Origin of the sequence: Amycolatopsis sp. NPDC051372 (assembly GCF_040682095.1) — a bacterium.
In the GTDB taxonomy this organism is placed as follows: Bacteria; Actinomycetota; Actinomycetes; order Mycobacteriales; family Pseudonocardiaceae; genus Amycolatopsis.
Genome location: NZ_JBFBAF010000056.1, coordinates 1 through 13,003 on the forward strand (window position 1 = coordinate 1; position 13,003 = coordinate 13,003).

13 protein-coding genes and 1 pseudogene are annotated in these 13,003 nt (G+C 71.3%); 6 read left to right on the forward strand and 8 right to left on the reverse strand.

Features of this window, described 5'->3' with window-relative positions:
• Positions 1 to 97 precede the first annotated feature (97 nt).
• From AB0M56_RS47785 to AB0M56_RS47795, 3 genes and pseudogenes are all read right to left on the reverse strand, one after another.
• Positions 98 to 1,501, reverse strand: a pseudogene (locus AB0M56_RS47785) (SPFH domain-containing protein); the annotation flags it as partial.
• 53 nt (positions 1,502 to 1,554) lie between these two features.
• Positions 1,555 to 1,989, reverse strand: coding sequence for an NfeD family protein (locus tag AB0M56_RS47790; RefSeq protein WP_285967010.1), 435 nt, complete (start codon positions 1,987 to 1,989; stop codon positions 1,555 to 1,557).
• A 103-nt stretch (positions 1,990 to 2,092) separates the two neighbouring features.
• Positions 2,093 to 2,899, reverse strand: coding sequence for a DUF3097 domain-containing protein (locus AB0M56_RS47795; RefSeq protein WP_364189507.1), 807 nt, complete (start codon positions 2,897 to 2,899; stop codon positions 2,093 to 2,095).
• 113 nt (positions 2,900 to 3,012) lie between these two features.
• Between AB0M56_RS47795 and AB0M56_RS47800 the strand changes: the two genes are divergently transcribed.
• Positions 3,013 to 3,789, forward strand: a complete 777-nt coding sequence (locus tag AB0M56_RS47800; RefSeq protein ID WP_364189510.1) for a M50 family metallopeptidase — start codon at positions 3,013 to 3,015, stop codon at positions 3,787 to 3,789.
• Positions 3,790 to 3,811: 22 nt separating this feature from the next.
• On the opposite strand, the gene AB0M56_RS47805 is transcribed toward AB0M56_RS47800, so the two are convergent.
• The 4 genes from AB0M56_RS47805 to AB0M56_RS47820 all read right to left on the reverse strand — a co-directional run bounded on the left by AB0M56_RS47805 (position 3,812) and on the right by AB0M56_RS47820 (position 6,871).
• Positions 3,812 to 4,507, reverse strand: a complete 696-nt coding sequence (locus tag AB0M56_RS47805) for a hemerythrin domain-containing protein (RefSeq protein ID WP_364189512.1) — start codon at positions 4,505 to 4,507, stop codon at positions 3,812 to 3,814.
• A 112-nt stretch (positions 4,508 to 4,619) separates the two neighbouring features.
• On the reverse strand, positions 4,620 to 5,375 hold the full coding sequence (locus AB0M56_RS47810; RefSeq protein ID WP_364189515.1) for an aminoglycoside phosphotransferase family protein: 756 nt from the start codon (positions 5,373 to 5,375) through the stop codon (positions 4,620 to 4,622).
• 102 nt (positions 5,376 to 5,477) lie between these two features.
• Positions 5,478 to 6,287, reverse strand: a complete 810-nt coding sequence (locus tag AB0M56_RS47815) for an SCO1664 family protein (RefSeq protein WP_364189518.1) — start codon at positions 6,285 to 6,287, stop codon at positions 5,478 to 5,480.
• A gap of 8 nt (positions 6,288 to 6,295) precedes the next feature.
• Complete coding sequence (locus tag AB0M56_RS47820; RefSeq protein ID WP_364189520.1) at positions 6,296 to 6,871, reverse strand: DUF3090 domain-containing protein; 576 nt, start codon at positions 6,869 to 6,871, stop codon at positions 6,296 to 6,298.
• A gap of 119 nt (positions 6,872 to 6,990) precedes the next feature.
• Between AB0M56_RS47820 and AB0M56_RS47825 the strand changes: the two genes are divergently transcribed.
• The 5 genes from AB0M56_RS47825 (at position 6,991) to AB0M56_RS47845 (ending at position 11,405) form a co-directional block, all read left to right on the forward strand.
• Complete coding sequence (locus AB0M56_RS47825; protein WP_364189523.1) at positions 6,991 to 8,922, forward strand: prolyl oligopeptidase family serine peptidase; 1,932 nt, start codon at positions 6,991 to 6,993, stop codon at positions 8,920 to 8,922.
• Positions 8,919 to 9,818, forward strand: a complete 900-nt coding sequence (locus AB0M56_RS47830) for an LD-carboxypeptidase (RefSeq protein WP_364189525.1) — start codon at positions 8,919 to 8,921, stop codon at positions 9,816 to 9,818. The genes AB0M56_RS47825 and AB0M56_RS47830 overlap by 4 nt, the downstream gene beginning before the upstream one ends.
• Complete coding sequence (locus tag AB0M56_RS47835; protein WP_364189528.1) at positions 9,815 to 10,228, forward strand: TIGR03668 family PPOX class F420-dependent oxidoreductase; 414 nt, start codon at positions 9,815 to 9,817, stop codon at positions 10,226 to 10,228. Before AB0M56_RS47830 ends, AB0M56_RS47835 begins: the two co-directional genes overlap by 4 nt.
• Before the next feature lie 30 nt (positions 10,229 to 10,258).
• Positions 10,259 to 10,978, forward strand: a complete 720-nt coding sequence (locus AB0M56_RS47840; RefSeq protein ID WP_364189531.1) for a hypothetical protein — start codon at positions 10,259 to 10,261, stop codon at positions 10,976 to 10,978.
• Between the two features lie 142 nt (positions 10,979 to 11,120).
• Entirely contained in the window at positions 11,121 to 11,405 is a 285-nt protein-coding gene (locus tag AB0M56_RS47845; RefSeq protein WP_364189534.1) for a hypothetical protein, read from the forward strand.
• Here AB0M56_RS47845 and mptB read toward each other — a convergent pair.
• Positions 11,402 to 12,976 carry a polyprenol phosphomannose-dependent alpha 1,6 mannosyltransferase MptB gene (mptB, locus tag AB0M56_RS47850; RefSeq protein ID WP_364189537.1) on the reverse strand — a complete coding sequence of 525 codons (1,575 nt, stop codon included), beginning with the start codon at positions 12,974 to 12,976 and terminating at the stop codon, positions 11,402 to 11,404. The genes AB0M56_RS47845 and mptB overlap by 4 nt on opposite strands.
• Positions 12,977 to 13,003 lie beyond the last annotated feature (27 nt).

A 13,003-nucleotide genomic window follows, 5' to 3' on the forward strand; every position in this document is an offset into this window, starting at 1 on the left:
GCGCCACGACCAGCTCGACCGAGCGCGGGAGCGCGACCGCGACCACCGATTCGGCTCCGGCGCCCTGCTCCCGCAGCCAGTGCGCGAGCCGGCGCGGCTGCGGCGGCCCGCCCTGGGGTCCGCCGAACGGGCCCTGCTGCGGAAACGGCCCGCTGCCCGGGCCCTGCTGTCCCGGCTGTCCGCCGAACTGCTGCGGCGGGCCCTGGTACGGGCCACCCGGCGGCGTGGTCGGGGGCTGCGGCTGCGGAAGCGACGGCGGGTTCTGCTGCTGGACACCCGGCGGCGGCGTGCTCGGCGGCGTGGCCGGCGGTGCGGGCGGCTCTTCCTCCGCCGGTGCGGCCGGGGCCGCGGCTTCCGGTGTCGGGGTGCCTCCGCCGAGGGCGCGGCGCGGCGGCGGCGCGTTGAGCGGGCTCGGCACCTCCTTGCGTGCCACGGCTTCCGCGGCGGCGACGGCTTCGGCGACCTTCGGGTCGGTCGAGGTGTCGAACCAGCCGGCGACCTCGTCGTCGTCGAGGTCGGGCTTCTCGGGGGTGTCGTCCTTCGGCGGCTCGTAGCGGAACACGCCGTCGTCGCCGGGAGCGCCGAGCGCGCGGGCGAAGCCTTCGAGGGCCTTGCCGTAGTCGCTCGGGATCATCCAGACCTTGTTCGCATCGCCCTGCGCCATCTGCGGCAGGGTCTGCAGGTACTGGTAGGCGAGCACCTCGGGCGTCGGGCGGCCGGCCTTGATGGCGGCGAACACCTTCTCGATCGCCTTCGCCTGGCCCTGGGCCTGCAGGTAGCGGGCGGCGCGTTCACCCTGCGCGCGCAGGATGCGGGATTGCCGCTCGGCCTCGGCCGCGAGGATCGCGGCCTGCTTCTGGCCTTCAGCGGAGAGGATCTGGCTCTGCTTCTGGCCTTCCGCCGTCTTGATCGACGACTCCCGCTGACCTTCGGCGGTGAGGATCATCGCGCGCTTCTCCCGGTCGGCGCGCATCTGCTTCTCCATCGAGTCCTGGATCGACGGCGGCGGGTCGATCGCCTTGAGCTCGACCCGCGCGACGCGGATGCCCCAGCGGCCGGTTGCCTCGTCGAGCACGCCGCGCAGCTGGCTGTTGATCGCGTCGCGGGAGGTCAGCGTCTGCTCCAGGCTCATGCCACCGACCACGTTGCGGAGCGTGGTGGTGGTGAGCTGCTCGACACCGATGATGTAGTTGGAGATCTCGTAGACCGCGGCGCGCGAGTCGGTGACCTGGAAGTACACGACGGTGTCGATGTTGACCGTCAGGTTGTCCTCGGTGATCACCGGCTGCGGCGGGAACGAGACGACCTGCTCGCGCAGGTCGATCCGGGCGCGGACCTTGTCCAGGAACGGCACCAGGAACGTCAGGCCGGGCGAGGCGACCGTGCGGAACCGGCCGAGTCGCTCGATCACCGCCGACTGGGCCTGCGGCACCACCATGATCGCCTTGACCACCGTGATGATGACGAACAAGATCAGGAGCGCGACCACGACGATCGCAATTGTGGACAAGAGCGTTTCCCCTTACCTAGTACCGTTTTCCGGAGTTCTCGCGATCACGACACGATGTCCACCACGGCGGTGGCGCCGGAGATCTCGACAACGGTGACGCTGGTGCCTGGCGCGATCGGCGGGTGCGACTCGTGCACTGCGCGCGCCGACCAGATCTCTCCCCCGATCTTCACCTGCCCGGCGTCGTAGTCCACTGTGGACACGACGACGGCGCGGGCGCCGATGAGCGCGTCCGTGCCCGTGGGCGTGTGGGAGCCGGCGAGGAAGCGGCGCTTGAGCGCGGGGCGGGCCAGCGCGAGCAGCGCGACGGAGCTGACGGCGAACACGGCGACGTCGATGAAGATGTTGCCGGTGATCGCTTCGGAGCCGGCGCCGAGCAGCGCGGCGATGCCGAGCATGATCAACACGAAGTCGCCGGAGATGACTTCCGCGATCATCAGGACGATGCCGATGATCAGCCAGATCAGCGCTACTGCCATGTGGTCATGCTCTCAGATCGCGCCGGTTCGCACCGGGCAAGTGACTCGACGTGACCGACGCGTGACCTTGCCCGGAACCGGGCATATCGGGCTCGTTTCGAGCTCATTCCGAGGGCTCGGTGACGAAGTCGATGAGTCGTTCGACGGCGCTGATGACCGGTGTCTCGAGGTCGCGGAAACTGCTCACGGCGGCCAGGACCCGTTGCCAGCCTTCATAGGTCTCGCCCCAGCCGAGCGCTTCGCAGATGCCGACCTTCCACTCGGTGCCGCGCGGGATCTCCGGCCACGCGCGGATGCCGACGGCGGCGGGTTTCACGGCCTGCCAGATATCCACGTACGGGTGACCCGTCACGAGCACCTGCTCATCGCGGACCTGCGCGACCAGCCGCGACTCCTTGCTGCCCTTCACGAGGTGGTCGACCAGCACGCCCAGGCGGCGGCCGGGCCCGGTGCCGAACTCGGCGATCTTCCCGGCCAGCACGTCGACGCCGTCGAGCGGTTCCACGACCACGCCTTCCACGCGCAGGTCGTGGCCCCACACCCGCTCGACGAGCTCGGCGTCGTGCTTGCCCTCGACCCAGATCCGGGAGTCCCGCGCGACGCGTGCCTGCAGGCCCTGCACCTTCACCGACCCGGACGCCGACACCTGCTTGACGGGCGCGGCGGCCTTGCGGACCGGCACGAGCGTGACGGGCTTGCCCTCCAGCAGGAACGCCGCGGGGCCGAGCGGGAACACACGCCGGCGGCCTTTGCCGTCCTCGAGGACGGCATTGCCGTACTCGATCTTCACGACCGCGCCGCAAAAGCCGCTGGCGGGGTCTTCGACCACGAGCCCGGGTTCGGCAGGGACCTCGGGGATCTTCCGCTTGCGCGGGCCCGACAGCACGTCGTCGTACGAATGTGAGCGCACGGCCGAGGACCGTAGTGCGGTTCGTGGGGTGAAGTCCTGCCGCCACGCCGGGCGGCGGCCGATCCTTGACGCGTTCGGCCGCCCTCCGACAGGGCCGGAAATGTCGTACCCACGTGCGATTCTTCGGGTTCCTGCCGTTCCCAGGGGAGGTCGAGGTCATGGCGGGTGGGGGGTTCTTCGGATCGCTGACCGGGACGGTCGAGGCGCCCGGGCAGTGGTTGGTGCTGGTGACAGGGCTGTTCGCGGCCGCGGTGTCGACGGGGACGTTCGCGTTCCTGACGAGCGAGAAGGATCTGCTGATCGGGCGCGCGAACGTGCTGGGGACGGTGTTCCACGAAGGCGGGCACGCGCTCGCCAGCGTCGTCACGGGCGGCGGGGTGTACCGGATCGCGATCACCGGCGCCGACAGCGGAGCCACGTGGTCGTGGACGCCCTCGCCGTGGTCGCGGACCTTGACCAGCGTGGCCGGGTACGCGATGCCGTCGCTGGCCGGGCTCGGCGCCGCCGGGCTGCTGCGGCACGGCTACGCGCCCGCCGTCCTCGCGCTCACCACTCTGGTGATGGTGCTCGTGCTGGTGGTCACGCGTGACCTGATCACCTTCGTCGCGGTTGTCGCGCTCGGGATGGTCACCTTCACCGTCTGGCGGACGGCGCCGGGGTGGGTGCAGAACGCGGTCGCGTATGGCGAGGCGTGGCTGCTGCTCACCAGCGAGATCGGCGGGCTGGCCGCGCTCGTGTCCAACCGGGTGCGCCACGGCCTGCGCCACCACACCGACGACGCGGCCGGCCTCGCGGAGCTCACTTCGATCCCGGCGTTCGTATGGATCGCCGGCTGGTTCGTGGTCATCGGCTGGGCACTGGAGAAGGCGGTGCCGCTGCTGTGGCCGTGACGTGTGGCCGTGACGTGCCGGTTCAGCGGGCGGGCGTGGATTCCTTCGGCGGGGTGCGGGTGCCGTGGAGGGTTTCGGCGAGGTCCGCATACAGGCGCGGCGCCAGTTCGGCGACGGTGTCGCGGGCTTCGGCGGGCAGGTTGCCGAGTGCGTCCTCGACGGCGCCGGGGTCGCCTTCGTACATCATGATCCCGAGCACGAGCGGGAGCTTCTCGGCCGGCAGCTCGGCCGCGCCCCGGGCGACCATCGTGTCCCACTCCGCGGCGGTGATGTGCCGTTCGATGAGCGGGAGCACGTAGTCCTCTTCCGCCCCGAGGTGCTCGTACAGCACGGTGATCAGCGGGTCGAGGACGGCCAGCACGGCGTCGCGGTGCGCGGTGTTCGGCTCGGCGCGCCAGGCCGCGACGGCGTCGGTGAGATCGACGCCGAGGAACGCGATGCGTTCGTGGTGGCGCTCCATGCCGTAGACGAGCGGGGCGACGTCGGTGGGGCAGCGTTCGAGCAGGTTGGGCCAGATCTCGAGATCTTCGGCGTGATGGTGGTGGTGCAGGATCGTGTTGACGAGCTCGAGGTGGTCGGCGACGAGCGCGGCGCGCTGCGTGTCCTGTTCGGCGACGCCGGCGACCAGCTTCGGCATCAGCCCGAACTCGCGGCGCAGCGCGGTGTGCACCATGCGCATCTCGCGGGTCATCGCGCCGGGAGCCTTCGTTGCGGTCATGTCAGTCCTTCGGCAGCGGGAGCCGGCGCGTGCTCGCCCGGCACCTCGCGACACGAGGCCCGAGGTGCCGGCGGTTGAACCCGGGGCCGAACAGTGACGAGCGCCACACCCGCTAAGGCAGGAGCGCGAGGACCGCGTCGGTGAAGGGCGTCGGGCCGGTGCGGCGCAGGGGTCCCATCACCATGAGCGGGGCGAGCGCGGCGCACCACGCGCGGGTGCGGTCGGGGTCGGGCAGGCGGGCGAGGCCGTCGTCGAGCGTGCCGCCGTCAAGGAGAGGGAGGAACGCCCAGTCGACGCCGTCGAGGGCGGGGTCGCCGATGCACGGGCGGGGGTCGATCGCGACGATGCCGCGGGCCGGGCCGGCGTCGAGGACATTGCCGGGGTGCAGGTCGCCGTGGACGAGGGCGACGGGACCGGTCGTGGCGAGGATTTCGGCGTGAGTGCGTCCCGCGTGCAGAACGTCTAGAGGCAGGTGTGCTTCCGCGGTGCTGCCGCGCAGACGGCGTTCAGCGAGGTCGAACATCGTGTGGACGCGCTCGAGCTGGGTCGGGAACGGGCCGTCCGCCGCGACCCCGTGGAGCTGGTCGACCAGGTCGCGGACTTGATCCCAAGGAACGTCCGTGCCGGTCAGGGTCGTGCCGGGCGCGAGGCCTTCGAGCAGGATCGCACCCGCGGCGAGGTCGGTGTCGAGCAGCTGCACGACCCGAGGCAGACCGGCCCACGCCAGCAACGCCGTGGCTTCGGCCTGGGCGATCCCGGGATCGGGGCAGAGCTTCAGGACGCGGGGACCATCAGGGCTGTCGCACAGCAGCGTCCGGCCGGTGTTGCCCGGGCGCGCTTCCCGGACCGTGAGGTTCCAGCGCCGCACAAGGCGCGCGACGAGGCCGGGCAGCGCGTCGCACCACGGTCCGACGCCCGCGCCGAACCGGTCCGACCAGCCGGGCGCGGGCCGCGTTGTCCAGCGAGTCGCTCAGAAGAGCGGCCAGGGGATCGCGCGCCAGTCGTCGCCGGGCTCGGGGAAGACGCCTTCGGCGAGCAGGAAGTCGGTGCGCTGTGACAGCGCGCGGACCTCGAAGGTGGTGATGTGCTCGCCGAGGTCGGCGCCCAGCTTGCCGTCGAGGTCGGACCGCAGCTTGCGCAGCTTCTCCGCGGTGTCGTCCCCGAGGCCCTCGCCGATCCAGCCCCACAGCACCGTCCGCAGCTTCGGGTCAGTGTGCAGGCAGATGCCGTGGTCGACGCCGTAGACCCGGCCGTCGGTGCCCGCGAGCAGGTGCCCGCCCTTGCGGTCGGTGTTGTTCACGATGACGTCGAGCACGGCCAGCTCACGCATCCCGGGATGGTCGGCGTGCACCAGCACGGCCGGGTCGCCGAGGCGGTCGTGGGCGTGCAGCACGGTGCGCCAGCCTTCGGGGACCTCGTCGGGGGCGCAGACGTCGACGACGTCGTCGTCCTCGGCGGTCTCCACCCACAGCTGGACCATGCCGGGTCCGAACGGGCCGTCGCGCAGGACCGTGGGCGGGATGGCGCCGAGACCGGACGCGTCGGCGATCATCGCGGTCGCGACCTCACGGCCGGCGAGGGTGCCGTCGGGGAAGTCCCACAGCGGCCGCTCCCCCGACACCGGCTTGTAGACCACGCGGCCGGTGACGCCGTCGAGCTCGATCGCGCAGAACAGGGTGACGTTGGAGGCGTCGACGAGCCGGCCCTCGACGTCGATGCGGCCGTGCGTGACGAACTCGCGCGCGGCGGGGTCCGTCGGTTCCGGCGGAGTGCTGGCCACCGGCGCCCTCAGTCCTCGGCCACGTCGACATCGCGGCGGTAGCCGTTCTGCCGCGGGCAGATGTGCCCGGTCGCGTCGAGCGGTTCACCGCACAGCGGGCACGGCTTGCGCCCGGCGCTGACGACGCGGTCGGCGCGCTCGGCGAAGGCGCGGGCGGCGACCGGGGTGAGGAACACGCGCACGGCGTCGGGGCCCTCTTCGGTGTCGTCGAGGACCACGGTCTCGTCGACCTCACCCTCGGTGATCGCGAGGAGCTCGATCACGACGGCGCTGGAGTCGGCGTCCCAGCCCAGCCCCATGGTGCCGACGCGGAACTCCTCCTCGACGGGGACCGTGAGGGGGTCGACGTCGAGCTGGTCGTCGGGGACGTCGGTGGGCACGTCGGCGCCGAAGCGGCTGGCGACCTCCTCCAGAAGGGAGCCGAGGCGTTCGGCGAGAACGACGACCTGCTGTTTCTCGATCGTCACGCTGATCGTCCTGACATCTTCCGACGCCTGGAGGTAGAACGTGCGATCGCCGGGCTCGCCGACCGTTCCGGCGACGAACCGGTCGGGCTTGCGGAAGACGTGGATTACGCGAGACATAGCACCCCCGACCCTAGGCCACGGACGCATGATCGGCATCCGCCGCCCCTGGGTGACCGGGATTTCAGTGCGGTGCGTGCGGGTGCGGACACGCAGCGGATCGCCGTTAGGCTTTCCCGGTGCCACAGATCTCTGCATACGGAACCTGGACCTCACCCGTTTCGGCGGCGGACGTGGCGGCCGCGGGAGGTGGCGCACAGTGGCCGGCGACCGTGGGTGACGAACTGTGGTGGGCCGAGGCCCGACCGGCCGAAGGCGGCCGCGTGGCGCTCGTGCGCGCGGTTCCGGGTGGCGGGGTGGAGGACGTCGTGCCCGCGCCGTGGAACGTCCGCAACCGCGTGCACGAGTACGGCGGCCGCCCGTGGGTCGCGATCGGTGCCGTCGTGGTTTTCACCCATTGGGCCGATCAGCGGGTGTACGCGTCCGTTGGCGGTGAGGTGACGCCGCTGACGCCGGAGCCGGCCGAGCCGCAGGGCGTGCGGTACAGCGATCTCCGCGCAGGCCGCGCCGGCGAGGTGTGGGCGGTTCGCGAACGCAGCATCGGGCCGCGCCGCACGGACATCTCTCGCGAACTCGTGGCCATCCCCCTCGCCGGCGGTGCGGAGCGGGTGCTCGTGGAGGGGCACCGGTTTTTCACGGCGCCGCAGCTCTCGCCCGACGGCGCGCACGCGGCGTGGCTCGCGTGGGACCACCCGGCGATGCCGTGGGACGGCACGGAGCTGTTCGTCGCGCCCGTGGACGGCGACGGGGTGTTCGGTGAGGCCCGCGTGCTGGCCGGTGGCGCCGACGTGGCGGTCTGCCAGCTGGAATGGGAGGCGCCGGACCGGCTGCTGGCGCTGCTGGACCCGGATGGCTGGTGGAACCTGCACCGCGTCGGGCTCGACGGGTCGGTGGTGAACCTGGCGCCGGTGGAGCAGGAGATCGGCGGCGCGATGTGGAAGCTCGGCGCGAGCTGGTTCGCCCCGCTCGGCGGTGGGCGGCACGCCGTGCTCACTGCGGATGGGCTGGCGGTGCTCGACGAGCACGCCGGTTCGGTGACGCCGGTGGTTCCGGAGCTGAGCGCGTGGTCGACGTCGGGGCTGGCCGTGGTGCCGGGTGGTGTCGCGGGGATCGCCGGGGGCGCGGATCGCGAGAGCGCCGTGGTGCGGGTGGATCTCGAGGCGGGCAGGTGGACCGCGGTGACGCCGCAGCCGGCCGACCTGCCGCCGGCGGCGTACCTGCCGGTGCCGCAGGAGCGCGTGTTCACCGCGGCGGACGGTTCGCGGATCCCGGCGTTCGTGTTCGCGCCGCGGAACCCGGACTTCACCGGTCCCGAGGGTGAGCGGCCGCCGTTCCTGGTCCACGTGCACGGCGGGCCGACCGGGCGCAGCGACGCGGCGCTGGACCTGACGATCGCGTACTTCACCAGCCGCGGCATCGGCGTGGTGGCCGTGAACTACGGCGGCTCCACCGGTTACGGGCGGGCGTTCCGGGAGCGGCTGCGCGAGCAGTGGGGTGTGGTGGACGTCGGCGACTGCGTGGCGGTGGCCGAGGCGCTGGTGGCCGAGGGGGCCGCCGACAGCGCGCGGCTGGGGATCCGGGGCGGCAGTGCGGGCGGGTTCACGTCGGCGGCGTCGATCACGATGACCCGCACGTACGCGGCGGCGACGGTGAAGTTCCCGATCCTGGACCTCGCCACGTGGACGGGAGCGGGCGGCGAGACGCACGACTTCGAGTCGCAGTACCTGGTGGGGCTGGTCGGGCCGTATCCGGAGACCGAGGAGCGCTACCGGGAGCGCTCGCCGATCACGCACGCGGGTTCGCTGGCGGGGCCGGTGCTGTTCCTGCAGGGTCTGGAGGACCAGATCTGCCCGCCGGAGCAGGCGGACCGGTTCGTCGCCGGGCTGGCCGGCAGCGGCGTCGACCACGCCTACCTGCGGTTCCCGGGTGAGCAGCACGGGTTCCGGCGGGCGGAGACGATCGTGACGGCGCTGGAAGCCGAGCTGTCGTTCTACGGCCAGGTGTTCGGGTTCGCGACGCCGGACGTGGCGAAGCTGGAGCTGTCCCGATGAGACCACCGCGGCTGGCGTCAGGGGACACGGTGGCGCTGGTGGCGCCATCCGGTCCCGTGGCGCCTGACCTGCTCGACGCGGCACTGCCGGTGCTGCGCGGCTGGGGTGTGAAGGTGCGGGTCGGCGAGGCGGTGCACGGCTCGACGTCGGGTTACCTGTCGGCGCCGGACGAGGTGCGGGCGGCGGAGTTCGCGGCCGCGTGGCTCGACCCGGAGGTCGCGTGCGTGCTCGCGGCCCGCGGTGGTTACGGCTCGCAGCGGATGCTGGATCTGATCGACTGGGCGGCGTTGCGGGCTGCCGCCCCGAAGGTGCTGGCGGGGTCGTCCGACGTGACGGCCCTGCACCGCGCCGTGGCCACGCACCTGGACCTGGACACGCTGTTCTCGCCGATGCCCGCTTCGGTCCTGTTCGACGAGACCGCGGCCGAGCACCTGCGGCGCACACTGTTCGAACCGGAGCGCACCCGCGTGCTACTGGCGCCCGACGCGGACGTGCTCGTGCCGGGTCGCGCGTCGGGGCTGCTGGTGGGCGGCAACCTCTCGCTGCTCGCGGCCGGGCTCGGCACGGCGGAGCAGGGGTCGGCCGAGGACGGGATCGTGCTGCTGGAGGATGTGACCGAGAGCGTCTACCGGATCGACCGGATGCTGACCCAGCTGCTGCGCTCGGGCTGGTTCGCCGGCGCGCAGGGCGTGGTGCTGGGTTCGTGGGCCGCGTGCGGCGACCCGGTCGAGATCCGGTCGCTGGTACTCGACCGTTTGGCGCCCTTGGCGATTCCGGTGCTGGGCGACTTCGAGTTCGGCCACGTGGCGTCGTCGCCGACCTTGCCGCTGGGCGCGCGGGCTTCGCTGGACACGGAGCTGGGCACGCTGACCCTCGACTCCCCCGCTCTGGCATGAAGCTCTCCGCCGACGAAGCCCGGTCCCGTTTCGCCGCCGCGCGCGTGGCCCGCCTGGCGACGGCGTCGGCTTCGGGCGTGCCGCACCTGGTGCCGGTGACCTTCGCGGTGTCCGGCTCGGAGATCGTCTTCGCCGTCGACCACAAACCGAAGTCTTCGACGGCGTTGCGGCGCCTGGCGAACATCGCGGAGAACCCGTCGGTGTCCTGGCTGGTCGACGCGTATTCCGACGACTGGACGCAGCTGTGGTGGGCCCGCGCGGACGGGGTCGCGCGGGTGGTGGACGAAGGTGAGCGGTCCGAGCGGGTGGCGTGGTTGGTGGCGAAGTACCCGCAGTACGCGGCGCGGCCGCCGGAGCATGCGGTGGTGTCGACTTCCGTCGGCGATTGGCGGGGTTGGGCGTTCTCGTAACGATCGTCCGGTGATCGGCGATCATGGGGCGTGCTGAGGAAAACGGTCGTGCTGGCCGGTCTGGTCGTGCTGCTCGCGGGGTGCTCTTCGGGTGCGGTCGAGTCCGCCCCGGGCTCGTCGGCCACGAAGCCGTCGCCGACGAGCTCGCATTCGCCGAAGCCGAAACCGAAGCCGCCGGATCTGTCCCAGTTCCTGCCGACCGACGAAGCCTTGGCGCCGACCGGCTTCGCGCTCGACGACGAGGTGCGGTCGGTCATCAACGCCGTGTACCCGAAGAAGCTCATGGCCGCGTGCGGGCGGAAGACACTCGAGGCCTGGGACCAAGCCGAGGTGGAGGGCAACTCGGCGGGCTTCTTCAAGCTCGGCGCGGGCCCCGACCCCGGTCTGACGTCCGAGGTCGTCGATGAGCGCATGGGCCGGTACGACGGAATGACCGGCGCGCAGGTCATCACCAAGCTCAAAACCGCACTGGCGTGCGGCACCTTCACGGATTCCGCCGTGGACTTCCGGATCGACGGCGCGTTCGACGCCCCGACCCTGCCGGGAGTCGACTCGCAATACGGCTTCTGCGCCACACAGACCGATGACGACGAGAGCCATCGGTGCGTCCTGCTGCTCTCCCACGGTGACCGGGTGGAATCCCTTCAATCCGTCGAGTTCGACAACGGGAACCTGCCGGCTGGCACGGCGAAGGAGGCCGTGCGCTCCACATTGCCGATGTTCGCGTCGGCGTTCACCAAGGACCGGTAACGATCACCGGGTGATCCACGATCTTGGGGCGTGCACAGACGGATTTCGTGGAAACGGCGGTGGTGTCCGGTCTCGCCGTGCTGGTCGCGGGGTGTTCGGCCGGCCAGGCGCCGGTGAACGCCGTTACACGGGGGCGCAGGTCGTGGACGGGGTGAAGAAGGCGCTCACCTGTGGTCACGTGACGGTGCACGACCTCGATTTCGCGTCGGTTCGCGAGTTCGCCGTGCCGATGGTGGCGGATGCGCAGTACGGGTTCTGCGCGGCGCCGACGGACCCCATCGGCGTGCGGATCTGCGTTCTGGTGCTGGGCAAGGGTGATCGGGCCGAGTCGCTGTTGTTCAAGAACACCGACGGGGTCGCCAAGGCGGGCCAGCCCGTGTTGAAAAAGGTCGCCCCGGTGTTCGCCGAGGCGCTCGCGCGACCTTAGTCCTGGGTAGCAGAGGAAGCAGCAGGTGCCGCGGGGAGGAACTTGTCTTCCCGCGGCTTGCGCCACGCCGCGATGAGGCCCAGCGGGTCCGGGCGCAGCAGCGACGCGGCCGCGTAGAGGCTCACCACCACGACGATCGCGATGAACCACCAGTCGTACAGGGCCTGCTCGCCGGTCGGGTAGTACACCAGGGTCACGAAGACCGACACGGCGACCACGGCGGAGAGGTTGCGGCGTCCCCAGGGGAACGCGGAGATGAGCACGAAGCCCCACGTGAGGTACCACGGCAGGGTCGGCGGCATGAGGATCGCGACGGCCAACAGGGTGATCGCGGCGCGGTAGACGGCCTTGGCGCCGCCTTCGCGGGCGAGCCACCACTGGCGGATGCCGAAGGCGACGAGGCCGAGCATGGCGATCGCGCGCGCGACGGTGACGAATGGCGAGGACTGGACGTTGGCGACGAGGTGCACGAGGTTGTACACGGCTTCGCCGATGCCGGTCGGGAAGTTCAGCCAGTTGGCGATGAGCTGTGGCGCCGCGAGGCCCGACCACCAGCCGAGGTTGAGCGAGCCCAGTGAGAGCCACGTGCCGGCGACGAACACGGGCAGGAAGAGCCCGACGGACGCGGCGCCGGCCTTGAAGAAGTTCTTGACCTTCGACTCGCCGGTCATGTTCGCGGCCCACATCCACACGAGGAAGGGCAGCGCGACGGCGGCGGTCGGTTTGATCAGCATGCCGATGGTGACGAGCACGACGGCGACGATGTACTTGCGTTCGAGCGCGGCGAGGACGCCGGTGGTGAGGAACCCGAGCATCATGAGGTCGTTGTGTGGGCCGCCGAAGAGGTGGATGACCATCATCGGGCTGGCGACCGCGAGCCACAGCGCCACGGGCAGCTTGCCGCCGAGGTGCTTCACGAGCCGCGGCAGCGCCCACAGGGTCATGCCGAGGCCGACGAGCAGCACGACGCGGGTGAGGATCACGCCTGCGATCATGTTGTCCTGCGTGATGGACACGATGCCCTTGGAGATCAGCAGGAACAGCGGCCCGTACGGGGCGGGCGTGGTCTGCCACAGCGGGTGGACGTTCTGCACCACGTTGGGGAGCACGTCGAGCTCGGCGGGGCCGTTGGCGTACGGGTCGAGCCCGTAGAGCAGCTGCGCGCCCTGGCCGAGGTAGGAGAAGACGTCGCGGGTGAACAGCGGCGGCGACACCAGCAGGGGCGCCATCCAGCACAGCGCGGCGATGAGGATCGGCTTGCTGCCGATGCGGCCGGCGAGCACGTAGCGGCCGAGGCGGACCCAGGCCCAGACGACGAGCGCGAAGCCGAGGTAGAGCAGTGCGTTGGCGAGCGCGCGTCCGTGGCCGTAGCGGATCCACGAGAGGGGCCCGTGGCCGAGGACGGGGTCGCGGATCAGGATTCCGCCGGCGCCGAGCGCGGCGAGCATGAGCAGCGTGGTCCCGATGGTGCCCATCGCGATCGTGCGGTACGGGAACCGCGAGGGCGTGAGGAATCGCGCGTCCGGGGCGCTGATCGCGGACGGCTGCGCGGAGTCGGTGGTGGTCGCCATTTCGATCCAGGAGATTACCGGGTGAAT

Coding starts and splice junctions, on each gene's coding strand:
- AB0M56_RS47790 (WP_285967010.1), bottom strand. CDS start 1,989: ATGGCAGTAGCGCTGATCTGGCTGATCATCGGCATCGTCCTGATGATC.
- AB0M56_RS47805 (WP_364189512.1), bottom strand. CDS start 4,507: ATGACCGCAACGAAGGCTCCCGGCGCGATGACCCGCGAGATGCGCATG.
- AB0M56_RS47820 (WP_364189520.1), bottom strand. CDS start 6,871: ATGTCTCGCGTAATCCACGTCTTCCGCAAGCCCGACCGGTTCGTCGCC.
- AB0M56_RS47830 (WP_364189525.1), top strand. CDS start 8,919: ATGAGACCACCGCGGCTGGCGTCAGGGGACACGGTGGCGCTGGTGGCG.
- AB0M56_RS47835 (WP_364189528.1), top strand. CDS start 9,815: ATGAAGCTCTCCGCCGACGAAGCCCGGTCCCGTTTCGCCGCCGCGCGC.
- mptB (WP_364189537.1), bottom strand. CDS start 12,976: ATGGCGACCACCACCGACTCCGCGCAGCCGTCCGCGATCAGCGCCCCG.